This is a genomic window from Bradyrhizobium centrolobii (genome assembly GCF_001641635.1).
GTDB lineage: Bacteria > Pseudomonadota > Alphaproteobacteria > Rhizobiales > Xanthobacteraceae > Bradyrhizobium > Bradyrhizobium centrolobii.
In genome coordinates, this window is the sequence record NZ_LUUB01000018.1 from 90,807 (window position 1) to 114,538 (window position 23,732).

General features: G+C 62.5%; 19 protein-coding genes and 1 pseudogene. 14 read left to right on the forward strand and 6 right to left on the reverse strand.

The genetic code is table 11. The features are described 5' to 3' along the window. Positions 1 to 124: 124 nt before the first annotated feature. Positions 125 to 2,356, reverse strand: coding sequence for a CHASE2 domain-containing protein (locus AYJ54_RS02485; protein ID WP_063696285.1), 2,232 nt, complete (start codon positions 2,354 to 2,356; stop codon positions 125 to 127). Between the two features lie 148 nt (positions 2,357 to 2,504). Next, positions 2,505 to 9,863: a VCBS domain-containing protein gene (locus AYJ54_RS02490; RefSeq protein ID WP_063696286.1), complete on the reverse strand. Its 7,359-nt coding sequence runs from the start codon at positions 9,861 to 9,863 to the stop codon at positions 2,505 to 2,507. A 622-nt stretch (positions 9,864 to 10,485) separates the two neighbouring features. On the opposite strand from AYJ54_RS02490, the gene AYJ54_RS02495 reads away from it, so the two are divergent. Beyond that, on the forward strand, positions 10,486 to 11,226 hold the full coding sequence (locus AYJ54_RS02495; protein ID WP_063696287.1) for a transglutaminase-like cysteine peptidase: 741 nt from the start codon (positions 10,486 to 10,488) through the stop codon (positions 11,224 to 11,226). Between the two features lie 200 nt (positions 11,227 to 11,426). After that, complete coding sequence (locus AYJ54_RS02500) at positions 11,427 to 12,542, forward strand: lysozyme inhibitor LprI family protein (protein WP_063696288.1); 1,116 nt, start codon at positions 11,427 to 11,429, stop codon at positions 12,540 to 12,542. A gap of 90 nt (positions 12,543 to 12,632) precedes the next feature. Here AYJ54_RS02500 and AYJ54_RS02505 read toward each other — a convergent pair whose 3' ends face one another. Then, positions 12,633 to 12,857 (reverse strand): hypothetical protein, encoded by a 225-nt coding sequence (locus tag AYJ54_RS02505; protein ID WP_063696289.1) that lies wholly within the window; start codon positions 12,855 to 12,857, stop codon positions 12,633 to 12,635. A gap of 41 nt (positions 12,858 to 12,898) precedes the next feature. Here AYJ54_RS02505 and AYJ54_RS51080 point away from each other — a divergent pair, with 41 nt between their 5' ends. Continuing rightward, on the forward strand, positions 12,899 to 13,039 hold the full coding sequence (locus AYJ54_RS51080; RefSeq protein ID WP_201724112.1) for a hypothetical protein: 141 nt from the start codon (positions 12,899 to 12,901) through the stop codon (positions 13,037 to 13,039). Here AYJ54_RS51080 and AYJ54_RS02510 read toward each other — a convergent pair. Further along, positions 13,020 to 13,394: a YybH family protein gene (locus AYJ54_RS02510; RefSeq protein WP_063696290.1), complete on the reverse strand. Its 375-nt coding sequence runs from the start codon at positions 13,392 to 13,394 to the stop codon at positions 13,020 to 13,022. The two genes, AYJ54_RS51080 and AYJ54_RS02510, sit on opposite strands and share 20 nt — an antisense overlap. A 390-nt stretch (positions 13,395 to 13,784) precedes the next feature. Between AYJ54_RS02510 and AYJ54_RS02515 the strand changes: the two genes are divergently transcribed. From AYJ54_RS02515 to AYJ54_RS02535, 5 genes and pseudogenes are all read left to right on the forward strand, one after another. Then, on the forward strand, positions 13,785 to 14,039 hold the full coding sequence (locus tag AYJ54_RS02515) for a hypothetical protein (protein ID WP_136623385.1): 255 nt from the start codon (positions 13,785 to 13,787) through the stop codon (positions 14,037 to 14,039). Positions 14,040 to 14,181: 142 nt separating this feature from the next. Then, entirely contained in the window at positions 14,182 to 14,580 is a 399-nt protein-coding gene (locus AYJ54_RS02520) for a response regulator (protein WP_063696292.1), read from the forward strand. A 619-nt stretch (positions 14,581 to 15,199) separates the two neighbouring features. Further along, entirely contained in the window at positions 15,200 to 16,630 is a 1,431-nt protein-coding gene (locus AYJ54_RS02525; protein ID WP_136623386.1) for an amidohydrolase family protein, read from the forward strand. Positions 16,631 to 16,763: 133 nt separating this feature from the next. Next, positions 16,764 to 17,042: an FmdB family zinc ribbon protein gene (locus tag AYJ54_RS02530; protein ID WP_063696294.1), complete on the forward strand. Its 279-nt coding sequence runs from the start codon at positions 16,764 to 16,766 to the stop codon at positions 17,040 to 17,042. A gap of 146 nt (positions 17,043 to 17,188) precedes the next feature. Next, positions 17,189 to 17,416, forward strand: a pseudogene (locus AYJ54_RS02535) (elongation factor 4); the annotation flags it as partial. Positions 17,417 to 17,890: 474 nt separating this feature from the next. Here the strand turns inward: AYJ54_RS02535 and AYJ54_RS02540 are convergent. Next, complete coding sequence (locus tag AYJ54_RS02540) at positions 17,891 to 18,322, reverse strand: MerR family transcriptional regulator (RefSeq protein WP_063696296.1); 432 nt, start codon at positions 18,320 to 18,322, stop codon at positions 17,891 to 17,893. Positions 18,323 to 18,371: 49 nt separating this feature from the next. Between AYJ54_RS02540 and AYJ54_RS02545 the strand changes: the two genes are divergently transcribed. The 5 genes from AYJ54_RS02545 to AYJ54_RS02560 all read left to right on the forward strand — a co-directional run bounded on the left by AYJ54_RS02545 (position 18,372) and on the right by AYJ54_RS02560 (position 21,338). Next, complete coding sequence (locus tag AYJ54_RS02545; protein WP_082905437.1) at positions 18,372 to 18,755, forward strand: mercuric transporter MerT family protein; 384 nt, start codon at positions 18,372 to 18,374, stop codon at positions 18,753 to 18,755. Between the two features lie 14 nt (positions 18,756 to 18,769). Beyond that, positions 18,770 to 19,057, forward strand: a complete 288-nt coding sequence (gene merP / locus AYJ54_RS02550) for a mercury resistance system periplasmic binding protein MerP (protein ID WP_063696315.1) — start codon at positions 18,770 to 18,772, stop codon at positions 19,055 to 19,057. 112 nt (positions 19,058 to 19,169) lie between these two features. Beyond that, positions 19,170 to 19,397 (forward strand): GDCCVxC domain-containing (seleno)protein, encoded by a 228-nt coding sequence (locus tag AYJ54_RS51870; RefSeq protein WP_082905438.1) that lies wholly within the window; start codon positions 19,170 to 19,172, stop codon positions 19,395 to 19,397. Positions 19,398 to 19,404: 7 nt separating this feature from the next. Beyond that, positions 19,405 to 19,776, forward strand: coding sequence for a hypothetical protein (locus AYJ54_RS02555; RefSeq protein ID WP_063696316.1), 372 nt, complete (start codon positions 19,405 to 19,407; stop codon positions 19,774 to 19,776). A gap of 404 nt (positions 19,777 to 20,180) precedes the next feature. Continuing rightward, complete coding sequence (locus AYJ54_RS02560; RefSeq protein ID WP_063696298.1) at positions 20,181 to 21,338, forward strand: acyl-CoA dehydrogenase family protein; 1,158 nt, start codon at positions 20,181 to 20,183, stop codon at positions 21,336 to 21,338. 194 nt (positions 21,339 to 21,532) lie between these two features. Here the strand turns inward: AYJ54_RS02560 and AYJ54_RS50510 are convergent, their stop codons facing one another. Continuing rightward, entirely contained in the window at positions 21,533 to 21,694 is a 162-nt protein-coding gene (locus AYJ54_RS50510; protein WP_161491794.1) for a hypothetical protein, read from the reverse strand. A gap of 620 nt (positions 21,695 to 22,314) precedes the next feature. On the opposite strand from AYJ54_RS50510, the gene AYJ54_RS02570 reads away from it, so the two are divergent. After that, positions 22,315 to 23,418: a TIGR03118 family protein gene (locus AYJ54_RS02570; protein ID WP_063696300.1), complete on the forward strand. Its 1,104-nt coding sequence runs from the start codon at positions 22,315 to 22,317 to the stop codon at positions 23,416 to 23,418. Positions 23,419 to 23,732: the final 314 nt, after the last annotated feature.

Genomic DNA, 23,732 nt, shown 5'->3' on the forward strand with positions numbered 1-23,732 from the left:
TGGCGAAGACTCGTGGTTACCGATGTCGCGCCACAACTGCTCCCTGGGGTTATGGGTCCCGGCCTTCGCCGGGACGACACCTTGTTTGAGGCCCGAGCGGAGCGTACGGGCGCGGCGCAGCCTTCTACTTCGTCAGCAGTGCATAGGCGCCGGTCCAGCCTTCCGGCGGCGGATTGAGCTGGAAGTCCTTGATCCGCGCCTCGTAGAGCTTGAACAGCTTTTCCAGCGTGTCGGCGTCCTCGCTTCTGCGGCCGCGATCGATCGCGGCGAGTGCGCCCTGCCAGTCGCGGTTGCGGTAGCAGCCGAGCATCTCGATGGTGATGTTGCGCAGCCGCTGGAAGGCGGCCGATTGCATCACGTCCTCGCGGCCGGCGATGGCATAGATGACCTCCGGCTCGGTCTTGCCCTTGACCATGATGAAGTCGAGCTCGAGGATCGCGAACTTGTCCTTGGCGGCGAGCGCGGTCTTGGAGCCGACGATGATGGGAAAGCCGTATTCCTTCGTCTGCCCTTCCAGGCGCGACGCCAGGTTCACGCTGTCGCCGAGCACCGAATAGTTGAACTTGCGGTCGGATCCCATGTTCCCGACCACGCCCATGCCGGTGTTGAGGCCGATGCCGACATTGAGCGGGATGTAGACGTGGCCGCCCTCGGCGGACTCCTGCTCGCGCTCCTTGTTGACCACGTCAATCCGCTCGAGCATCTGGATCGCGGCCTCGCAGGCGTTGATCTCGTGCTGCTTGTCATCGAGCGGCGCATTCCAGAACGCCATGATGGCGTCGCCCATATATTTGTCGATATAGCCCTTCTGCTCGATGATCACGTTGGTCAGCGGCGTCAGGAAGCGGTTCATCAGGGCGGTCAAACCCTGCGGATCGTGCTTGTACGTCTCCGAGATCGTGGTGAAGCCGCGCACGTCGGAGAACATGATCGTCATCTCGCGCTCCTCACCGCCGAGCACGAGCTTCTCCGGCGAATTCGCGAGCTGCTCGACCAGCACCGGCGACATGTATTGCGCAAATTGCCCGCGGATCTGCATGCGCTGCCGCTGCTCGCGCACGAAACTCGCGAAGATCAGCGTCAGGTAGATCGCGGTGGTCGACAGCAGCGGATAGGTGAAGTCGATGAGGTAGCGGTCCCGGGCATAGAAGAACCAGGAAACCCCGACCAGGATGGCAGCGAACATCGCACCCGCAAGCACCAGCCGCACGGGCCCGAGGTTCGGCGTGAAGATGATGACGAGGAGGCCGATCACCAGCGCCGCGAGCAGCTCGACGCCGAGCGCATAGTTCGGCTGGGAGACGACCGCGCCGCTCAGCACGCTTTCGAGCACCTGCGCGTGGATCTCAACACCCGGCATGCTCGACGACACCGGCGTGGTCTTGATGTCGTTCAGTCCGACCGCCGAGGTGCCGATCAGCACCAGCTTGCCGGCGATCTTGCTCGGCGACACGCTGTTGTCGAGCACGTCGGCGGCCGAGACGTAGATCGAAGGATCCTGGCGGGCATAGTGAACCCAGAGCTGGCCGTTCTTGTCGGTCGGTATCTCGACGCCCTTGAGGCGGATCGCCCGAATACCGGTCTTGTCGGTCCTGACCAGGAGCGTGGGCGTCATGGTGACGACCCGCAGGATCTCAAGGCTGAGCGAGGGCATGATGTTGCCTTGCGCCCGCATGATCATCGGCACGCGGCGGATCAGGCCGTCGCGCTCGGTCCTGATGGTGAACAGACCACGGCCGGCGGCCACCTTCTCGATGACGGGCACGTTGCGCAGCAGCCCCGGGAACTCGAACAGGAAGCGCTCGGCCCCCTCCTCGCCGACCGTCGCCACGCCCGTGAGGGGAAGCGTCTTGTCGATCTCGGAGGTGACGGCCGGCTGACCGGTCTCGCCCAGCACCACGCGCGAGCGCTTGATGGCTTCCGAGAGGATCTGGTCGTTGGTCGGCAGCTCGCGCAGCTTGGCGCGGGTCACATCATCCAGATAACGCATCTGGCTCGCGACAACATCCGGATTGAGCCGGTCAGCCTCGGCGAACACGACGTCGAAGCCGACCGCCACCGCGCCGAGATTGGTGAGGTTGACGATCATGTCCGCGATCCGCGTGCGCGGCCACGGCCACTGGCCGAGCTTGGCGAGGCTCTTGTCGTCGATGTCGATAATGGTGACCGGCCGCGCCGTCTTTTGGCGCGGATCGATCAGCTGGAACATGTCGAAGGTGCGGAGCCGCAGCTCCTGGATCGGCGGCGGATCCCAGACGCGAATCCCGGCGAATCCGATCAGAAGCGCAAGGCACATCAGCCCCGCGAAGCCGAACTTCCGCGCGAACCACCGCCGCAGGATTTTAAAGCGCTTCATGCTGGTCGGACTTCCTGCCCTGCATCACGCCTTGTGCACCGATCATGCAGCGCCGGCGCGCGATTGGCTATTCCCCGGCGGTTGAGGATTACGATTTTTTTGCCGCGGTCAAGGCGACCAGCCGACCGTCGGCAGGCCCAAGCGCTCATCACGCGTGGAAAATGAAATCGCTGCCCTTGAGGTTTGCGAGGGCCACGTTCTTCAGGAGGAGCGTCTCGTGCTCCGTGACCGGCTCGCTGGGGCGATGGGTGACCTCTTGCTGCCATGTGACCAGCGTGCCGTCGGACTGCTGGGTGATGGTGAGGTCGTTCATGGAGCAGACGTCCGAGAACTGTCGCAGGTCGATCTTGTCCAGGCCCGTCGCGAAATCGTTGATGGTGTGCTGGCCATCGCTCCCCGACGAGTTCGGCGAGAACACGAACTGATCCTTGCCGCCTCCGCCGATCAGCGTGTCGCCCGTTTCGGTCGCAAAGATGACGTCCTTGCCGCTCGTGCCTTGCAGCGTGATGCCCTGTCTCGTGTCGCCGGCCTCGCTGAAGATGAAGTGAACGGTATCGTAATGACCGGAGGAATCGGTGACGGTCAGCGTGATCTGGTCGTTATCCGGCGGTGTGTCGCCGGGATTGTAAGTCACACCGTTCTCGAAACCGAGATTGATGTCGCAGAGCGAACCGGACGTCGGATACAGATCGACGCTGCTAACGGACGGGTGCGCGGTCGACACCGTGACCGTGAAAGTGTCCGTCGAGGCACCCGAGTCGCTATCGACGACCAGTAGATCGGTGATGGTGTCTCTGTTGTTCTCGTTGTTGTGCCAGACGTGGAAGTTCGCGGTGTCGATGACAGGCCCGCCGGTCGGAGCCGTCACGTCCGTGCTGATCGTGGCGAGATCGCTCGACACCGGCGTCGTACCGCCGGTACCCGTCTTCGTGATGTCGATTGTCGCGGTCGACGTGCAGGTCGTGACGGCGCCGGTGTAGGTGTCGTCGAGGGCATGGACGCCCAGCGTGCCCGGCGTACCGGTGTAGCCGTCGGCCGGCACGAAACGGAGCAACGTATCCGGGCTCAGCACGAGCGCGTGCGCATCATCGACCGATCCGATGTCGACCCACCGGCCATCAACCTCGTATTGCCAGACGCCCTCTGTGGCCGAAACACCGTCATACGTCACCGCGATGGCCTTCAGGCACGCACCATCGTCGACATCGTGGAATTTGCCGGCGAAGAGATCGCTGATGGTGCTTCCGCTCGGATCGCTTTCGTTGCCGGCGACGGACGGCAGCGTCGCGTCATCGAGCGTCGGCGCGTCGTTGGTTCCGGTGATGTTGATGGTGACGACGCCATTGCCGGTGCCGGTCGCGGTGTGCCCGTCGCTGGGCACGATCGTGTATTGCAGCGACAGCGTCTGGCCGGCGGCGAGGAAGTCGAACGCCTGGCCGTTCGAATTGAAATTCCAGTCGAAATCGGCGTGCGTGGCGGTGCCGTTCAGGATGTCGCCGGACTGTACGCTAAGATAGTTCAGCAGAGCGGCGTTCGACAGCCCGTCGATGCCGTCGGTCTGCAACATGCCGTCGAGATAGACGGCGACGTGATCGACAGCGACCGTCACGTGGTCGGTGGAGTCGGCGTCCGACACCGTAAGCGTGCCATGGACGGATTCCGTCGTATTCGTCTCCGTCAGGGAGGCGCTGACCCCACCAGGCGCTGCGTCGATCCAGGCTGCATTGCCGTGAATGGTCAGGTTGCCGCCGCTACCTGCGAGGTTCGCGACCGTCGTGCCGCTGCCGTCTTGGAGCGGGAAAAGACCGACGAGATTGCTCTCGCTGCCGGTCAGCGTCACGGTCTGGTTCGCCTGGACCTGCGCCTGCGTCAGCGCGGTGCTCCAGATGCTGACGTCCGAGATGCTGCCCTGGAAGCCTTCGGTCGCGAAGCCGGTGCCGTCTTCGGTCGGGACGCCGCCGATCTCCGTGAAATCAGCGTGTCCGGCAGGAATGCCGTTCACACTCGCCGTCGTCGTATATGCGACGACACCATCGACATAGAGGGTGAAATGCCCGTCGACATGCGTCAGCGCGATATTGTGCGCTTGATTGGCATCGATGGTGACGTTGGTGTCGATGCCGGGAATGCCGCCGTTCTGGATCTGGAGGTCGAGCTTGCCGTCGTCGGTGACGACACCGTTGACGCCGAAGCCCGCGTCCGACGTGCTTCCGTTGTAGAACAGGAGCTGGGAGTCGCCGGGATTGCCTTTTCCGCTCCAGTTGACCCAGCCCTGGAGCGAAACGCCATCAGATCCGTTGCCGGTGTTGTGCGTCGACACCGCACCGCTCACGGCCGTGGCGCCGTCGAATGCAAGGTAGTTCGGCGAGCCATAGCTGATCTTCGGCGCATCGTTCGCACCGGTGATCGTGACGGTGACCTCGGCCGTATCGGTCTTGCCCTGACCGTCATCCAGCGTGATGGTGGAGACCACCTTCGCCGTCTGGCCCTCGCCGAGAAAATCCAGCGCGCTGTCGGCGATCGAATAACTCCAGCTGACCGCGCCGTTGTTCTTGCCGGTCGTCTGGAGCATCAGCGCCTTTTCCAGCGGGGCGACTTCGTCCGGTGTCAGCGTGAGAGGCGAGACGTGATCTGCCGCGAATCCGGTCACCGTTTGGCCGGTAATCGTTGCTGTCGGCCGGTCGGTCAGGTCGACGTCGGTGAAATGGATCGTGCCGGTCGCGGCCGGCGTCGGATCCTGCGTCGAAGATCCCGTGAGGTCCGCCTGCTCCGAGACGTCGGCGCCCTGCGACGTCTCGGACTGGGTGAAAGTCGGTTTGTCGTCTTCGGCGTTGTAGGTGATCAGCGTGCCACCATCACTGTCGGCACTACCGGCAAAATGCGCTTTGCTGTAGTCGCCGATCAGGGTCAGGCTGATGCTGTGACCATCGGCGTCCGTGACGGTCAGCACGCCGCCGGTGTGCGCGGCGTTGCTGACGTAGACCGCGCTCGTGCCGAGCCCATATTCAATGCCCGACAGATCGATCTTGTCGGTCGCCGCGAACCCCGCGATCGAACCGCCGAAATCAGACGTATCGATCTGGAGCTCGGCGCCGGCACCGGCAAACGTGATCGTCTGCGATACCGTGGCATTGACCTCCAGCGTCGCGCCGGCGTCGATCGTGACCGAGCCAGCGCCCGACAGCGAGCCGAACAGCGTCAGGGTTCCGGTGTGAACCTCGATCGTGCTGGTATTGTTGATGGTGCCCGTGATCGACGCCGTACCCCAGCTCTCGATCGCACCGGAATTGTTGATGGTGAACGTCCCATCGGCTCCCGCGATCGAAGCACCGTTGAGCAGATCGATCTCGCCGGCGTTGCCGATCGACGACATCGTACCGAAAACGCTGGTTCCGGACACCGTCCATGTACCGTGCGCCTCATTGTTGAAGGTTGCGGTGGCAACCGAGATATTGCCGTTGATGTCACCGGTGTTGTTGATCGTGATCGAGCCGCCGGTCTCGACGATCGCGTAAGTCTTGGAAGTCACAGTGGCGGCGTCGGGCCCGATGCTGCCGGAATTGTCGATCAACGTGGAGTCCGCCGAGCTCTCTTGGATGTCGATCGCCGCATGGCCATCGGCGCTCAGGATCGAACCGGAATTGGTGATGTGCATCGGACCGGTCGCGCCCGCAAACTCCAGCGTCGCGCCGTCGTCGATGATCAGTGTGCCGGCTCCGCTGATGCCGCCGGCGAGGTCCAGCGTGCCGGCCTGCACCTCGATGGTCCCGGTATTGGTGACGACGGCGGTGACCGTATTATCGCCGGAGACGCTGTAGAGATTGCCGGAATTGTTCAGGCTGCCGTCATTGATCGTGACGTCCGACAGGTAGAGCTTCGAGGTCGTGCCGTTGACCGTGATCGTCCCGCCGTTGTTGATGACCACCACGGTCGTCAGCTTCAGCGTGCCGCCGGTGACCGCCTTGAGGTCCGCGGTGTTGGTAATGTTCTCACCGGAAATGTCGAGCTCGCCGCCGCTCACCTCGATCAGCTTGTGATTGGTGATGGTGTGGATCACGGCGGGATCGATCGTCAGCGTGCCGCTGGTCACGGTGATCGTGCCGGTATTGGTGACGTCACCGTTCTTGATGACGCTCGTGCCGGTCGATTCCAGCGTGCCGGCGATCGTCACCGTGCCGCCATCGATGGTCGCGCCGTTCAGCGTCAGCTTCTTGTTCGCATCGACCTGGACGGTACCGCCGTTCGCGATCGTGGCACCCGCGACGGTCGCATCGTCCAGCGTCAGGAGCACGGCGCTGTCGACCTTGACGGCGCCCTTGTTCAGCGTCGCGTTGCCGTCGATCTCGCTGTCGCCGGTGATGTGGATCGTGCCGTCCAGCAGGCCGCTGTAATTGTTGATTGTGCCGCCGGTGATCTCGGTGCCGGACAGGGTCAGCGCAGCATTGCCGTCGATGGTGATGGTGCCGCTTGAATTGGCGATCGTGGAGCCCTGGTCGATGATCAGCGCGCCGTTCGCGAGCACCTCGATGGTGCCGGCATTCGTGATCGTCTCTTTGTGCAGCGCATTGCTGCTGCCGCTGACCTTGAGGGCGACGTTGTTTTTCAAAGTGCCGCCGCTCAGCACGGCATTGCCGATCAGGTCGATCTCGTCATTGCCGGTCACCGTGCCGGCGCCGTTGATGCTGGCGCCGTTGATCGTCAGCTTGCCGTTGGCATCGACGGTGACATTCCCGGTGTTGGTGACGCTGGAGCCCTGGTCGATCGTCAGCGTGCCGTCCGCGAACACTTCGATGGTGCCGCCGGACTTGTTTGCGACCGTCTCGTTGGCAAACTCGACCGCTCCCTTGACCTTGACCGCGCCGGAATTGTTCAGCGTGCCGTTCTCGATGACGCTGGCGCCATCGATCTCCAGCGTGCCAGCGATGGTGACCGTGCCGCCATCGATGGTCGCGGTGTCGACGATCAGCGTCGTCCCGGCGTCGGCCTTCAGCGTGCCGCCGGCATTGTGAATCCCCGCCAGCGTCTTGAGCGTGCCGCCGGACAGCTCGATCGTGCCGGAATTGGTGATCGTGGTCCCGCTGGCGAAATCGCCGCCGGCCGCGAGCGTCAGATAGCCGGCATTGGAGAGCACGCTCGTGCCCAGGATCTCGGCCTTGCCGCCGACGGACATCGTGCCGGTCGCAGAGTTGATGAAGATCGAGTCGGCGCTCATGTTGAGCGTACCGGCGATCGTCAACGAGCTCTGATTGATCACTTTCGGCGGCGGGCCGCCGAAATCGTTCATCGTGATCGACTTGGCGAACGCTGCCGCGTCGATGGTGACCGGATAGGACGGCGTCAAGCCGTGCAACTGATCGGTGATGACGATGACGTCGTCGTTGATGGTCGGGACGGTGCCGGTTTCCCAGTTCGCCGCGTCCTTCCAGAAGTCGCCAGCGCCAGCCTTGTCTGTCGCGATCCACACCACCGCAGGAGCGTCGGTGCCCGTGATCGCGACGGTGATGGTCTGCGTCGCCGTCGCACCTTGCGAGTCCGTGACCGTCACGGTGTAGGTCAGCGTCAGCACCTTGCCCTTCGGGATGAAGTCGGCGAGGTAGACGGGCAGATCGGCGAGCGACCAGTTAATGGTGCCGGTGCCGTCGCCGGTGCTGTCCGAGCCGGCCGCGATCGCGACCGACATCGCATTCTGAAACACCGCAAGCGGGCCCGGCGGCAAGGTGCCGCCGCCCGGCAGGCTGGCGCTAGTCAGCTTCGCCGACACCGTGTGCGTGTCGGTGAGGTCGACATCGGTGAAGGCCAGCGTGCCCGAGGTCGGGACGTTACTGGTGAGCGGGCCGCCCGGCACGCTCGTGCCGCCCGCGAAGGTGATGGTCGGCACGCTGGTGGTGATCACCGGCTTGTCGTTGGTGCCGGTGATCGTGATTGTGATCGGGATGAAGGTGGTTTCGGGGCTCACTTCGAAATTGTTGTCGACCCGGACGATGTAGGTCAGCGTCAGCGTTTCGCCGGCCGCGAGGAAGTCGAAGACGTTGTCCGGAATCGTGTAGGTCCAGACCGCCGAACCGTTGTTGTCGTTGCCGGAGGCGGCCTCGACGTTGATCTTGACCTGGGTCGCCGCGATGTCCTGCTTCTGGAGCGCCGTGAGCGAGGCAGTGACATCCTGCTGGCCGGCGTTCTTGTAGACGTAGTTCGGCGCGTCGGCGAGGTTCACCTTCACCGTCGGCCTGTCGCCCCGGTTGAAGTCGAGGAAGGTGATCCGGCCGGAGATCGTATCGGAATCCGCGGTGTCGCCGGTCTTGTCCGCGCGCTCGATCAGCGTGAACACCGTCATCGGATTGCCGTTGAGATCGAGGCTTCGCGCCTGAGGCGGGCCGGGGATGCGGTTGCTGGTCGTCGCAGGATCGAAGGGAGCCTGCGGTCCCGGCTGATTGAGGTTCACAAAAGTCGGGATCGCGGCGAAGCCGGCCGCCGTCTTGATCACCAGGCCATCGCTGGTCTGCGTGATCGTGTCGGTGAAGTTCGAGGTCAGCTTGGTATTGGTATTGTTGTCCGTGAACTTCAGCGTGAACACGTCATTGATCAGCTTCTGAACATCCGGCGACAACAGCCCATTGGTGATGGAGACATTGCCGCCGCTGATCTGGATCATCTGACCCGCCTGATTGACGGTCGCGATCGGCAGCAGCGTCGTCTTGTCGAACAGGATGTAGGAGCCGGTGGTGCCGTCGGGCTCGACCAGCACCTGGAAGTTCGCCTGCGGCTGCGGATCGCCGCCGCCGGATGGGACGATGAAATTGATCTGGGTCAGCACGGCCGTGCCACGGATGCCCATGGTCGCGACCGGCGTGTCGATCTTCATGTCGCCATGCTTGGCGGTCTCGCCGGCGACGAAGGTGATGGTGCCCGCGACGAGGCTGAGCAGCGAGGAGTTGTTCGACCCGTTGGGGTCATAGACCATCTCGTTCAGCACCATCCGCGCGCTGGAGGACAGGCCGAACACGGTGCCGTCGATGAAGGTGATGCCGAGCGTCGAATCCGCGCCCGTCGAGACCGCGTCGCCCTTCTCGACGTTGTCGCCATTGTTCAGGATGATCGAGACGCCGTTGCGAAGGGCGGTCGCGCTGCCGGCAAGCTTGGTGACGTGGCCGATGACCTGCACCGCGACGGCGCCGGGCGCCGCCTGTGCATATTGGACGTGACCTGTGAGCGCGTTGACGATGTCACCGGTGAGATGCGCACCGTCGGGCGAGGCGATCGCCGCGCGTTTGTCGCCCCTGAAATAATCGTGAACGACGAACTCGTGGCCGTCATTGGACAGCACGAGGTCGACGCCGGCGCGCCGGAACTCGCCGTGGAAGATCAGGTTCGGGTCTGGAACAACGAATGCGCCTTCCGGCACATGTCCGTGTGACTTGGCCGTGAAGGAATCGACATGCACGGAGACGTGCGGACGGGAACCCTGGTCATCCAGGGAGAGCGCGGCGTCAAATTTGCCAGCGTAATTCAACGGCGGGGCACCGGTAAAAAGAGTTAATATTTAAATAAGTATCGACCGACTAAGCTTGCATATCATTACCGAGTCCTTAGTGAAACCGTCTATTGCTTGTGTGATTTTGCGTGACAAAGCTGCTGGCTCACCGCAGGTGTCGTACCGCCGAAAAGAATCCAAAGTAATTTTTCCAGTGTTTGCTGCTAGGATTACGCTTAGCCGAGAGCATACTTGGTCTTTCCAAGTATTCTGCCGCGCGACTGCGACAGCGAATACTTATGTCATCTTTTCTTCGCAGTGCCCGGGAACATTGTGCGGCAAATACGGAACTAAAACTGTGACCCAGCTAACAGAACCCGTTAAATAACGGGCCGTTAGCCATAGGCACGGAATTCCACAGGCACACAACCTATGCCTGCAATTGGCTCCATTTCGCGGCAGCTGTGACCTTCTAGCCACCCATTCGTAAAATTTTACGGAACTCAGGCAGCCCGATTTCAGTTTGTTCGGCGGTTCTGGCGCCTGTGGCGGGCGCGTTAAGCAGACCAAAACGCCCCGCTTCGCACTATCTCCGCGAAAGCAACGAAGCCCGGCACGTACAGGTCGAGAGGGATCTGACGAAGCCGGAAGGGGATGTCAGATGGAGACCGCTGCTCTTAGGCGCGCCTGGCGCGCAATCCTTATTCTGTGCGGATTGATCATGCTCGGATCAGCCGCCGAGCTTCGCGCCGGCACGCTGCTGTCGCCGGGATCTGCCGTGCTGGTGCGGAAATCGGCCGAACCGTTCGGCGTGTTCGCCTTCGCCATCTCCACCGGCGGCCTGCGAGAGAAATGGTTCGCGCTGAAGGACAAGCTCGACGACGAAATGGTGCAGCTCGCACTGTGCGACGGCGACCGTGACAATTGCGCTTCGCCCGCTGCCCTGAAGCTGCTCGCCATCGTCGACCAGGCCCGCGCCCGCGACGGCCGCGCACGGCTGGGCGAAACCAATCGCGCCATCAACCTCGCCATCAGGGCCGCCAGTGACGGTACCGATGACGTCTGGAGTTCGCCGCTGGCGACGTTCCAGCGCGGCACCGGCGACTGTGAGGACTATGCCATCGCCAAGCTGGTTGCGCTGCGGCTGGCCGGCGTTGCAGCCGAAGACCTCCGCATCGTGGTGGTGCGCGACACGCAGTCCGGTGCAGGGCATGCAGTTGCCGCCGCGCGGCTCGACGGCCACTGGCTGATGCTCGACAACCGCCGCATGGCAATGGTCGAGGACGAGGATGCGCGGCGCTACCAGCCGCTGTTCGTGCTCGATCGGTCCGCCGTGATGAAATATGTCGACGAGCCGATGCGAGAGAGCCCGCGCCTGTCGCTGGTCGCCGCCAGCGCCTAGGCGCATTGAGCCGCTTGTAGCCCGGATGGAGCGCAGCGAAATCCGGGACCTGCACCAGCCCGCGAAGACCCCGGATTACGCTTCGCTCCATCCGGGCTTCTATTCTGGGCTCTCGAACGCGGCCAGCACCGCCACAAAGGCATTTCGCCGCGCATTCCGGGAAGCTAGCATGGTGGCACCATGCTTGGGGGGCGACTGGAATGCGGTTCATCGTGCTGTCTTTGCTTGCGCTGCTGGCGTTGCCGGCAGCACCGGCAGTCGGCCAATCCGGCCGCTCCATCGCCGACAAGCTGCCGTTGTTCGCGAAGAACAACTGCGCGCAAAATCGCGACCCTGCCAATCAGCTGTTTTGCGGTGACGCTGAGCTTGCCGCCGCCGCCGAAAAGTTGAGCGCGGCGATCGAGGCACGGCTGTCCCGTCTGCCGGATCGCCTGCCGGCCATCGAGGAGAACGCGATCTGGATCCGCCAGCGCAGCCTCGGTTGCGGGATCATCGGCCAGGCCGCGGTCCGCTACGACGATATCGACCGGGTCAAGGCCTGTCTCCTCAACGTGACCGAGGAGCGCGCCGCCATCCTGCGTGATCCCGATTTCGACTGCCTTGCGGCCAACACCGCGGCGGGCGCGCTGATCTGCGCCGACCCGTCACTGGCCCTTGCCGAGACGGAGCTCAACGGCCAGGTCCTCAGCCTGATCAACAAGTTGAATCCGACGGAGGCCCGTTTTGCGTTTGCCGAATACGGCCGCTGGACCAGGGAGCGCGACCGCAAATGCAATCTCGTCGGCAAGGAGAATGTGCCGCTCCAGGAGCTTTCGCCGGCCGAAGACTGTCTCGCCGACTATTTGAAGCGCAGGACTGACGAAATCCTTGCCGCCAAGGGCGATGCGAAAAAGGTGTTCGGCCGGCAGATCGCGGCGCGGCTGCCCGACACCGATGCCGTCGACTTCTGCGCCGCGCGAATTCATGCCGCCAATTCGTGCGGCAATTTCGTCCGGATCAACCGCGTCTTCGCGGTCGACAGCCAGATGACCGAGCAGGAGGCGCAGGTCACGGGCGAGATCGAGATGGTCGTGCTGGCCCCCTTCACCACCTGCAGCAACGTCGCCTCGACCTGCACGGGCACCTGCTGGGACGCCAGGACGGGTCGTCCGCAGCCGGGAGCCGGCAACAAGGAGCGCTCCGCAGAGGCCTTCAATGTGACACGCCGGCTCAGGATTCAGCGGACCTTCGCCTTCGTGAAAGCCGCCGACGGCTGGCGATGCAGGGAGGACGAACTGGCGCCGGTGAATTCTGGTATTGCGAGCGGCGGATCGTAGCCTCGCACTCCTTCTTCCTTCTCCCCCTGTGGGAACCGAATGATAGGAAATTTCTTAATGCGTGTCCTCCGTTGTGTCCCGCCGAGGCTCTCACTCGGGGTTGTCCAGCTTGTCTATCTCAGCCCTCGCCAGCGCCGTGGCTTTCTCGATGGCCTGCTCTCGCGTGAGCGTGTTGCCGCTCAACCGGCGTGAGACAAGGTTGTCCCAATAGAACCTGACCGATTTCCGTCCGTCTGCGAACCATACCTCAAGACTTCCGCAGTCATCGTCGACGCCGCGGTGAGGGATGATGCGGATGGGGTCGCCTTCGGCCATGGGTGAATTGCTACCATTCCGGCAGGATGGGAACAACGGCGGTGACGCTGGCCGGTGATTTCGGCTTCGACGATACCGATATCGCGCGGTGCCTCGACCAGGCGGTGACGAAGAAGGGCGACGCCATCGTCGCCGACCGTCACCGGCAAAGTCGAGGCTTCTTTAGTTGGGTGAGATTTTAGCAGCGCGACCGATCAATGGGCCGCAACTCGTGTAGATGATCTTGTTGGAGCTATCGAAGCGAAAGTAAAAACGGACCGGCTTGCCTTCATAGCTCTGGTAATCGATCCGAACCCCGTGGCCGGTCAGGACCACATCGTCAAGTTTAAAGGCAGGCACGCGCTTGCTTTCGAGCTTCGGTGCCCAATAGGCCGCAATCGAATGTCGCCCCGTCAAGGTCACACCCTCGCAGCCGCATTCCATGACCGCGCGCTCGTCATACAGATCGAGCAGAGCGTTCAGGTCTCCCCGTCGGCAGGCATCGAGCCAGTCTACGACGGCGGCAAGAGGATTGAATTCGTCCCGTGAAATCGACATGGAGGTCCCATACAAAGCTGTCGCCGCTCCCGATCGCGACGTAGACGCATCCGGATAAGGAAAACGGCCCGGAGGGACTGGGGGGCTCCGGGCCGAGTGTTTCCTCAACTAAAGACCCCTCGTGCGGCGAGGAGACTACGCTTCCAAGAAACACCACGGTCAACCGCAGAACGCGCGCCGCTGCAAATATCTTTCTGGTAAGGCAGATTAACTCGCCGCAAGCTTCATCCGTTTTGGGGGCCGCGCGCGCTGCGGCCTTGCCGCTGCGGTCCGGTTCGGTGTCCTGTAGTCCCGCGCTCCCAGTGCGCTGTACGGCCTTCGGGCGAAAAGACCCGCCGAACGGCAGGCCGTGGTTCAAGCGTGATCTAGTTCACTAAGGATTTGATCACGGTGCGCAACGAATTGCGTTTGCGTGCAGAGGAATGGTTCCAAGAGTGCGCGGGCCAAAGTTGTGTCGTGCCCATGATGTTCAAGGTCTTAGATACGCTGTTCTTGGTCGGAAACGTTCTGCTCGCCACACAACGCGCTCAACTTGTTCAAGATGCTGAAGCTGCGGGACCGATCCATCTTGCTCTCCTCGCCATGGGCGGGAGCGCGATCGGTCTCTCAGCCACCGGCGCCTATGGGCAGAGCCTCAGCCGCTGATAAGCAATAATAGGGCGTTCGCCGAGAGGTTCCTGGGAACTACGACACGTTGCCGCACAACTTAGGAACCGCGCTGGGGAACGCTTTCGCCGGCCGGCGTTTGTCACAATGAGGCAGAACGACATATCGAGAGGTGGAATAGATGGCCCACCACAGCGAACCATCCCTCAAGGACTGCCGCGTTTTGATCATTGAAGATGAGTTCTTGCTCGGAGATGATCTCGCGAAGGCGCTCCGTTCGCTCGGCGCTCACGTGATCGGGCCAGTCACTGAATTCGCCGACGCGATGTCTGTCGAGCACAATGATTTCGATGTCGCCGTGGTCGATATCAATCTGCGCGGATGCTCAGCCTTTCCGATCGCGGACGAACTCATGCGTGTCGGAAAGCTCTTCATTTTCACGACTGGCTACGGTGCCGAGAACATCCCCGACCGCTTCCGGCATGTGCGGCGATGGGAGAAGCCTTACGATCTTGAGGAAGTCACGGCTGACGTTGCCGAGTTGTGTCGCTCTCAGCTTAATCCCTTGCTCGCGGTGTGACACCGGGCAAGGCTCGCGACGTGGCGACGCCTTTGCCCCTGCGCCGAGTCGGGTCAAGCTCGTCCACCGCTTTCTGCCAAGCGATGATCTCGTCCTCGAACCAGACCCGCCGGTTCGGGCTGATCCAGGTCCCTCTGGCTCCGGGTCCTTTGGGGCGCGTAGGAAAAGCGGGGTGCGCTCATTCAGAATATCTGCCGCGAGCAAATCCGTGGTTGCAGTTGTAGGCAAGCCCCGTTCAATGTCGCCTATGCCCCGATAGCGACTAACTTCCGCATCGCAGCGAAATGACGCGATGGGCCAGGAGCAGTCATTCCAACCGCCTTTTCGCCAACTGCCACCTTCAGGTCTCTTCCGTCTTGGTGGGCGCGACGGCGGTAGGCGGCTGCTACACTATGGAGAGTAGACTAGATAGATCTGGACTATTCATTGAGTCCCATCGACGCCCCCTCACGCGACTAATAGGCAGCCGCGCGTTGTAGTGCAGCGAATTTTGTGCCATGATTGTGCTTGCAACAGAATTTGCCAGCACCATTTAAGTTTCAGATCAAAACTGAGACAGCGATACTTTCACTTTTGTTGCTTTGTTGGATGGCCGGTGTCCGAATAAATCCTGACACCCGTGCGCGCGATTTTGTGTCCCCGTGACTGCGCGCAGAAGCGCGGAATCCAACAAATAGCGGCGCTGACTGACATCATTCTCAAGGAAAGGAGGTGCGCGCGTTGCTCTGACGCCACCATAACCCTAACCGAGGGAGGAACGGTGATGGAGTTCAATGTCTTCGAGTATTTCAAAGATTACAAGCGAATCACCAAGGGCCCGATGACCCCTGAGGAGCAAGGTACATCGCTCTTCCTTGCGGGCAACATGGGGGAGCGGATCCGCGAGTTTGCGGACGTACATGCCGAGAAGAATCGACTATCGCGGCGGCGTTTCTTCCAGACGGCGTCCGGGTTGGCTGCGTGCATGCTGGCCGTGAACAAGATTACCGGCATGCAGTTCTTCGACGTTACGGAAGCTGCAGCGGCTGAACCGGCCGCGGCCAAGGAGATCATGATCACCCGGAAGCCGGGGGCGGACTTCATCGTCGACGCCCACACCCACATCTGCTGGCGGAAAGATGGCTACATCCCCGGCGTGAACACCACCGAGAGGGGGATGTGGTTTGTCAACCTCCTCGACGACCTCGGCAAGAGCATGGGGCTGCCGAACGGCACCAAGGACATGACGGTCGAGAACTTCGGGAAGTTGATTCTCGAGGAGAGCGACACGAGCGTCGCGATCTTCAATCCATTCGGTTTCCGCGAGGACTACGGCGGCAAGGACATGATCCCTATCGAGGAGCAGGCGGAGGTCAAACGGCGCTGGCCAGACCGCACCGTTATGCTGGGCGGTGGCCTGACCCCCAACCAGGGCCTCGAAGAGACGCTCGATCGGCTCCAGATGTTCGTGGAGAATTACAAGATCTCGGGGCTGAAGCTCTACACTTTCGACTCGACCCCGGCCCGCGGCTGGTGGTTCGACGATCAGAAGAAGGCATATCCGATCTGGGAGAAGTGCCAGAAGCTGGGCGTCAAGAACATTGGCTGCCACAAGGGCATCCCGTTCGGCCAGTTCATGGCCCGGTACGCCCATGCGGAGGATCTCGACGCGGCCGCGGATGACTTCAGGGACTTGAACTTCATCGCCTACCACTCGGCGTGGCCGTACCATGAGGAGCTGGCGGCATTGGGCAAGAAGGGATTCAAGCCCCATCGCGACAACCTGTACTGCGAGATCGGCTCGACCTTCGCGGCGACGGTGACGAACCGACCGCTCGAGTGCGCCCACGTGCTCGGCACGCTGCTCCGCGGTCTCGGCGAGGACCATGTGATGTGGGGGACCGACTCGTGCCTGTGGGGAAACCCGCAGTGGCAGATCGAGGCCTTCCGGAAGTTCCAGATTCCTGACCAGCTCGTCGAAGGGTACGGCTATCCGAAGCTGACCCCCGAAATCAAGGCGAAGGTTTTTGGCCTGAACGCGGCGCGCATCTGGAATCTCAAGGCGGCGTAGTGCGGCGCCGACCGGGATCGCCACGAGCGCCCGTTCCGACCCAACATGATCAGAACGGGCGCAGCGCCTTTGCTGAGTTTGGGCCGGCCACCGTTGCCGGCCACCGGGTTCCCCTGGCGTCGAGGAGGAGGCTATGCCGGTTTACCAGTACGAATGCACGCCCTGCTTGGTCGTCTACGAGGTGCTGCACGGGATGAATGACCCGCCCCTCAAGAGCTGCCCGAGATGTGGGGGCTCGGTAACCCGTCTGATCTCCGCACCGAGGATCAATCGGCACAACTTTTCCGGTCCCACCGAGGCGAAGTACGCAAAGGTTTCTCTTCAGCAGGAAGTCGCCAAGGAACACGACCTCCAAAGGGTCTACGAGCGGATCTGGCTGCCGCCGCCGGTCAAGCACGAGCCCTGGGATTGAGATGAGGGCGCAGATTGCGCGAGACACGAGACGGCAGGTGTCCAGTGAATGCCAAAACTCGGCCGAAGCCGGGGAGGTGGCCGTTCGTCGGCGTGATCAACGACCGCTGCCGGTCATTTTCGACGGATTCAGCGGGGTGCCGTCGGCCGGTTGAAGTCCGCTTCTATCCCGTAAGCGCAGAACCAGGCATGGCCAGGAGCACACTCAGCGCGCCCGCACTGTGCAAGGACGTCACCGCAAAGTGCTATGGCGGCAACATCACGCGTAAGCGCAAGCTTCTGGAGAAGAAGGAAGGCAAGAAGAAGATGCGGAAGTTCGGCACGGTCGACATCCCGCACGAAGCCTTCATTGCCGCGCTGAAGATAGATAGCTGATCTCTGTCGTCATTCCCCATTGCGCAATTGCGCAATGGGGGCGCGCCACTTGGCGCGAGCCCGGAATCCATTTCCCCCGCCTTGCCTGCTGCACGATGGATTCCGGGCTCGCGCTTCCGCCTTCGCTCTTCGAGCTTCGGCGGACAAGTCGCGCGCCCCGGAATGACGAACCTCTCGCCGCATTGATCCCGGCCGTGCCAATCGAACCCGAACGATGCGCGACATGACGCCGTGGTCCAACGATCCCGTCGCCCTGATGCGAACGGTCGGGGAGGTTTCCGGTGCCGTGGCGGCATCAGCATCATCATGATCGTTTTCGGTCTGATCGGCCGGAAAGAGCCAGCCTGACCAGCCGTGTACCGATAAACCCGTTGGCGTGACGCGACGAAGGCTCCGCCCGCTTTCCCCGCGATCGAACTCGCGCGGCGGCGCAATATGTCGCCAAGGGCCAACAGCAGACATGACAACGAAAGCTTATTTCGAGCCCTGGACGTCGAGAATGTCCAGCACCGGGCAGTCGGGTGCCGTCGTGCCGGTGCATTGGGCGACGGTTTTCCTCAGCAAGCGCTCCAGCTTTCGGAGGTCGCCAATCTTGGCCCGGATATCATCAAGGTGGCGTGCGGCAATCTCCCGAACTTCACGGCAGGAAGCCTTGTCGGGACCGCCAAGCCGCAGGAGTGCGCGCACCTCGTCGAGCGAGAACCCCAGCTCGCGCGAGCGTCGCACGAACGCGAGAATACGTCTTTCCGTCGGACCGTATACACGACGCCCATTTTCGGCGCGCAAGGCGGCTGGGAGCACCTTGATTTTTTCGTAATACCGAATCGTTTCAATGTTCACCCCAGTAAGCCGTGACAGCTCGCCGATGGTCATCCTGTCCGCTGGCGGACCCGTGATCTCCCGCATGGAAAGGTCCCTTGATCCTGTAGTCACTACAGGATGTAGCGTTGCTGGCATGACGGTCAAGGAACATTTCACTGCTGCTTCGGGGCGCGGGCAAGCGATCACGGCGGCAGGTGGCTTGCTGGGTGCGCTCGCCGCCTCCTCCTGCTGCATTATGCCGGTGGCTCTATTCAGCCTTGGGATCAGCGGCGCATGGATCGGCAACTTCACTCAGCTTGCGCCGTTTCAACCCTACTTCCTCGCGGCGACACTGCTTTGTCTCGGAGCGGGTTATTGGCTCGTACACCGCGCATCGAAATGTGCATGCGCCGCCGGCGAGGCTTGCGCCCAGCCCCTGCCGAACCGGCTGGTGAAAGGGATGCTCGTGATCGCGACTGTCCTGGTCGTTGCTGCAATTGGCTTCGATCTGCTCGCACCATTGCTTCTCAACTCATGAACGGAAGGTTTCACATGAACAAACTGCTGCTCAACTCTGTTGCGCTCGCCGTGTGCCTGGCCGGATCTTCGACTGCGTTCGCCGCCGAGAGGACGGTTACCCTCGCCGTTAAGAATATGTATTGCGCAGCATGTCCTCACACGGTGAAAGCAAGCCTTGAAGCAGTGCCTGGCGTGGCCAACGTCGCGGTCTCCTACAAGGATAAGACCGCAACCGTAACGTTCGATGACGCGAAGACTGGCCTCGATGCGCTGACCACCGCTACCACTAACGCGGGGTATCCGTCCGCTCCCAAGGGTTAGCGATGCAAGTAGACCGTATGCCGCGCGGCGAAGGGGCCGCCGCTGACGCCATCGACAATCTTCGGTTAACCTACGGGAGCGTCAGCCATCGGCGCATGCTTTAGGAAATCCCATGATCCTGGAATCCCTCATCACCTGTCCGCACTGCGCCACCGCCAAATCGGAAACTATGCCGACCGATGCGTGCCGGTTCTTTTATGAATGCAGCGGCTGTGGTGCTCGGCTGCGACCCAAGCACGGTGATTGCTGTGTCTTCTGTTCATATGGTTCGGTGCCGTGCCCGCCGATACAGGCAGAGCGTGCCGGCGGCGTCGGAGCTGCCAATTGTTGTTCGGTGTAAGGAAATCATGACCGAAAACTCTGTGCGGGCCTCACGCGACTGGCTCGGCAGCACGCGCGCCAACCTGCTGGCGTGGTGGCTACCGCAAGCTGGGATCATTGCTGGTCTCTTCGTGCCCACGGGTGTTCGTACCACTATTTGGATTATTTCCCTTACCTGGATGGGCATGGCTTGCATCCTCAATGCGCAGCGCTGCGGGCGCACGCATTGCCGTTACACCGGCCCCTATTATCTCGCCCTGATCCTGCCCGTGCTTGTCCTTGGTACGGTTGGCGCTTCTACAGGGCTTGCCGAATGGATCGCGCTGGGTGTTCTCATTGTGGTCGGTGGCAGACTGCTCTGGTGGGCGACAGAACGGGCATGGGGCACGTTCCAATAAACATGCGGTTCACCAGACGAGACTTGCTCCGGACGTCCCTCTGATAATCACGTGAGCAACGTCCGAGATGGGTCATTTTCGACGGATTCGGCGGGGGTCGTCTGCCGGCTGATGTCCGCTTCTGTCCCGTAAGCGCAGAACCACGCCGGGCCAGCGCCGTAGCCCGGATGGAGCGGAGCGTAATCCGGGATGATTGCATTCGCTGAAGCTAGGACCCCGGATTTCGCTGCGCTCCATCCGGGCTACGATGCTGCAACGACCAGGGGGCGCGCCACTTGTCGCGCGCCCCCATTGCGCACTTGCGCAATGGGGGATGACGGCGGCACAGCCTTGATCCTGTCAGCCAAATAGACCACCATCGCGCACCTTACAGCTCACGACAGAATGGGCGAGGAAGCGCGAACATGAACGTTACTCCCGGGGTTGGTCTGGTCGAACGTGCCCGCGCCATCGCGCCGCTGCTTGCGCGCGAGGCGGATGAGATCGAGCGGACGCGACGGCTGACGCCGGCCGTCACTGGCGCGCTGATCGAGAACGGGCTCTATCGCGCGCTGCTGCCGCAGAGCCTCGGCGGCACCGAGGCCGCGCCGGAAGCCTTCATGCAGATGCTGGAGGAGATCGCGAAGGCGGATGCCTCGACCGCCTGGTGTCTCGGCCAGTGCAGCGTCTGCGCAATGATCGCGGCGGCGCTCGACCACGACACCGCGCACGAGATCTTCAACACGCCGCCGGGCATCCTCGCCTGGGGCGCGATCGCGCATGAGGCGCGCGCGGTCGAGGGCGGCTATCGCGTCACCGCGCGCTGGGATTTTGCCTCGGGCTCGCGGCAGGCGAGCTGGCTGGGGGCGCATGTCCGCATCCTCAGTGCCGACGGGACGCCGCGCAAGAATGCCGACGGCTCGCCGGAGGTGCGCACCATCCTGTTTCCCGTCGCGAGCGCAACGCTGCATGACGTCTGGCAAGCGATCGGACTTGCCGGTACCGGCACCGATTCCTATGAGGTCACGGACCTCTTTATCCCCGAGCGTTACACGGCGTTCCGTGACGTTCCGCAGGCGCTGCGCGAGCCGGGCCCGCTCTACAGGCTCGGCACCGGCAGCGCGTTCAGCCTCGGCTTCGCCGCGGTCTCGCTCGGGGTCGCGCGCGCCACGCTGGATGCTGCGATCGCGCTTGCGCGCGCAAAACACCAATCGCTCGCAGCGAGCGCCATGCGCGACAACCAGGCCGTCCAGGGCCTGATCGGCCGCACCGAGGGCGACTTTCGCGCCGCGCGCGCCTATCTCTACGCGACGGCGAACGCGATGTGGCGCGATCTCAGCGCGACCGGCGAGTTCAGCAGCGCACACCGCACCTCGGTCCGACTCGCGTCCACCTGGACCATCCATCAGGCGGCCAGGGTGGTCGACACCGCCTATCACATGGCGGGCGCAACCGCCGTGTTCCGCAGCAATCCGTTCGAGCGGCGGTTTCGCGACATGCACGCGATCGCCCAGCAGCTCCAGGCCCGCGACACGCATTTTGAGGATGTCGGCAGGATGATCCTCGCCGGCGCCGACCCATAAGCGATGAGTCTTGGTTGAATCAGTGCAAGCCGGGAACGAAGTTCACCTCTCCCGCTTGCGGGGGAGGTCGGCGCGAAGCGCCGGGTGGGGGCTCTCTCCATACAGGGAGTATCGATTGCGACGACACCCCCACCCCAGCCCTCCCCCGCAAGCGGGAGAGGGAGCGCACCGACATTGCGGCCAGCCCAATTTCATTACGCTCCAATCCACTCGCAGCTCCAAGCCCTGCGCGCGCGGGGCAGCCGGCCGCGCCAGCCAAGGGCAATGACGAGAGCAATCAGCAGCAACAACGCGGTCGCCGCCATCACGCCGACAATGCGGTCTCCGCCGGCGCGTCTGGTGAGCCCGACCAGCATGGCGCGGCGCTCATGAGAAGCGTCGACACCTTCCTTGCGGGCCTGCGTGACGCCGCCTAGCGGCCCGCGCGATTTGGACTCGAGCGTGTGCTCATAGATGCGGTTGGCCGCGAATGCATGCCATGTCTGCTCTGCCCCGGGGAGCGGACATCGTGAGATCGTTCGAGCGAGTCGGCTAGGGCCAACAGGCAACATTGCGCCCGCGACCTGCCCAATGATTTCCCGCGAGCGTTCCTCGAACGCATTGAATGCTGCGAGCGGCTATTAGTATGATTAGGGCATACATGCTGCTGTTACTGCGGTGACGGCAGCGATAACATTCATCAGTTACTTCAATACTGACGAGCCACTAATTGGTGGCTGCAGTGGACCGCAGGTCGGCTCGCTGCAAATGGCTCCTGTGGAAATACAGGGCGAGCAATAGCAACCTTCGGGGCACTTGGCCGGTGATTGCCGCCCATCATTTTGCCTCTGCAATCAAGCACCGAAGCCCTTTGCTTGGAGCTGACGACTTCATCGCTTCCGCCTGAATCCGCCAGGCGGCATGGTTTCCAATGTTCTCGGATGAAAGACAGCTGCTCGACCCTCTCAGTCAGTCGTTGCATCATGGAGGAACAATCATGAAAGCGCCGTTCCAATCTCACCCGACGTCCGCCGACGCCACCGATGCGGCCATCTATGTTCAGACGGACCTGGTCTCGGACATCGCCGGGCTCGCCACGGTAACCGATCCGAATTTGGTGAACCCTTGGGGCGTTTCGTTTCTCCCCGGCAGCCCCTTCTGGATCTCGGACCAGCACACCAATGTGGCCACCGTCTACCCGGTGACCGACAGCACCGATGTCTCTCCCGCGGTTCTCACTGTGAGCATCCCAACCACCGCGACCGGACCCCAGGGCCCCACGGGACAGGTCTCCAATACGAACGCCTCGTCTTTCATCCTAGACGACGACGCGAGTGCCCGCTTCATCTTCGCCGATCTCAACGGGACGATCTCCGGCTGGAACTCCGGCCTCGGGACAACCGCGTCCGTCGAAGTGACGACGCCGGGCGCCGTCTATACCGGATTGGCAATCAACGAGGCTCATACGATGCTCTACGCCGCCAACGACAGCGCCGGGACCGTCGACGTCTTCAACAGTAGCTTCGACCCGGTCGACCTAGGCGATCATGCGTTTCGGACCCCGGGCCAGATCGCGGCCCGGGGACTTGTCCCCTTCAATGTGACGGACATCGGCGGCGAAGTGTATGTGACCTACGCGCCTTCCGGGCGTGCGGCGCAGATAGTGGCCGACGAAGGCGACGGGGCGGTGGCCATTTTCAGCGAGAGCGGCAAACTTGAGCCGCATGGAGTGCTGCTCGGCGGCCCTCACACTCCTCTCGCCGCTCCGTGGGGCGTCGTTAAAGCTCCGGACAATTTCGGCCAGTTCAGCGGCGACCTTCTGGTGGGCAATTTCAGCTTCCTGCACAGCGAAATCAACGCTTTCGATCCCCAGAACCACCAGTTGGTCGGCACGATCCCGATCTCCGCCGGTTCGGGACACACGCCGGGAGGTCTCTGGGCCCTGACGTTCGGGGGCAGCGGCAACGACGGCAGCCCGAACACCCTCTACTTCACCGACGGCATCGACGGCGAGGCGCATGGTCTGTTCGGCGCAATCGAGAGCATGCCGCAAATTGGGGCATCGACGCCGACGCATCATTCAGACACGTTGTTGGTCTGATCGACGCAGCATGGCCCTTCCGGCCCTGCTGGCACGATGGTGCCGCAGCCCACACCCCGAGGCAGCTCATGTCTCGCCGCAAAAGCATGGTCGCCCGCGAACCGAATGGCAGGCCGCAACGCGTGCGCGATCGCCCGTCGAGGTCAAACGCCTGCTCGACGGGGCCGCCTCAGCCTTGAAAGACCAGTTCTGGGCACGACGCTGGGGCGGCTGCATCTTTGCGGCAGGATCAACCGAACCATCAATCGATGGTCCGCGCGGGGTCAAAAGGCGAAAAGCCAGAGTTGCCTACGTAAGCCGGCTTCAGCCTAGAA

Excerpts from the sequence above, each read along its gene's own strand:
- AYJ54_RS02545 (WP_082905437.1), top strand. The coding sequence starts at position 18,372 with ATGACGGTCAAGGAACATTTCACTGCTGCTTCGGGGCGCGGGCAAGCG.
- AYJ54_RS02510 (WP_063696290.1), bottom strand. The coding sequence starts at position 13,394 with ATGTCGATTTCACGGGACGAATTCAATCCTCTTGCCGCCGTCGTAGAC.
- AYJ54_RS02495 (WP_063696287.1), top strand. The coding sequence starts at position 10,486 with ATGGAGACCGCTGCTCTTAGGCGCGCCTGGCGCGCAATCCTTATTCTG.
- AYJ54_RS50510 (WP_161491794.1), bottom strand. The coding sequence starts at position 21,694 with ATGCTGGTCGGGCTCACCAGACGCGCCGGCGGAGACCGCATTGTCGGC.
- AYJ54_RS02505 (WP_063696289.1), bottom strand. The coding sequence starts at position 12,857 with ATGGCCGAAGGCGACCCCATCCGCATCATCCCTCACCGCGGCGTCGAC.
- AYJ54_RS02500 (WP_063696288.1), top strand. The coding sequence starts at position 11,427 with ATGCGGTTCATCGTGCTGTCTTTGCTTGCGCTGCTGGCGTTGCCGGCA.
- AYJ54_RS51870 (WP_082905438.1), top strand. The coding sequence starts at position 19,170 with ATGATCCTGGAATCCCTCATCACCTGTCCGCACTGCGCCACCGCCAAA.
- AYJ54_RS02555 (WP_063696316.1), top strand. The coding sequence starts at position 19,405 with ATGACCGAAAACTCTGTGCGGGCCTCACGCGACTGGCTCGGCAGCACG.
- AYJ54_RS02570 (WP_063696300.1), top strand. The coding sequence starts at position 22,315 with ATGAAAGCGCCGTTCCAATCTCACCCGACGTCCGCCGACGCCACCGAT.
- AYJ54_RS02560 (WP_063696298.1), top strand. The coding sequence starts at position 20,181 with ATGAACGTTACTCCCGGGGTTGGTCTGGTCGAACGTGCCCGCGCCATC.
- AYJ54_RS02520 (WP_063696292.1), top strand. The coding sequence starts at position 14,182 with ATGGCCCACCACAGCGAACCATCCCTCAAGGACTGCCGCGTTTTGATC.
- merP (WP_063696315.1), top strand. The coding sequence starts at position 18,770 with ATGAACAAACTGCTGCTCAACTCTGTTGCGCTCGCCGTGTGCCTGGCC.
- AYJ54_RS02540 (WP_063696296.1), bottom strand. The coding sequence starts at position 18,322 with ATGCGGGAGATCACGGGTCCGCCAGCGGACAGGATGACCATCGGCGAG.
- AYJ54_RS02485 (WP_063696285.1), bottom strand. The coding sequence starts at position 2,356 with ATGAAGCGCTTTAAAATCCTGCGGCGGTGGTTCGCGCGGAAGTTCGGC.
- AYJ54_RS02530 (WP_063696294.1), top strand. The coding sequence starts at position 16,764 with ATGCCGGTTTACCAGTACGAATGCACGCCCTGCTTGGTCGTCTACGAG.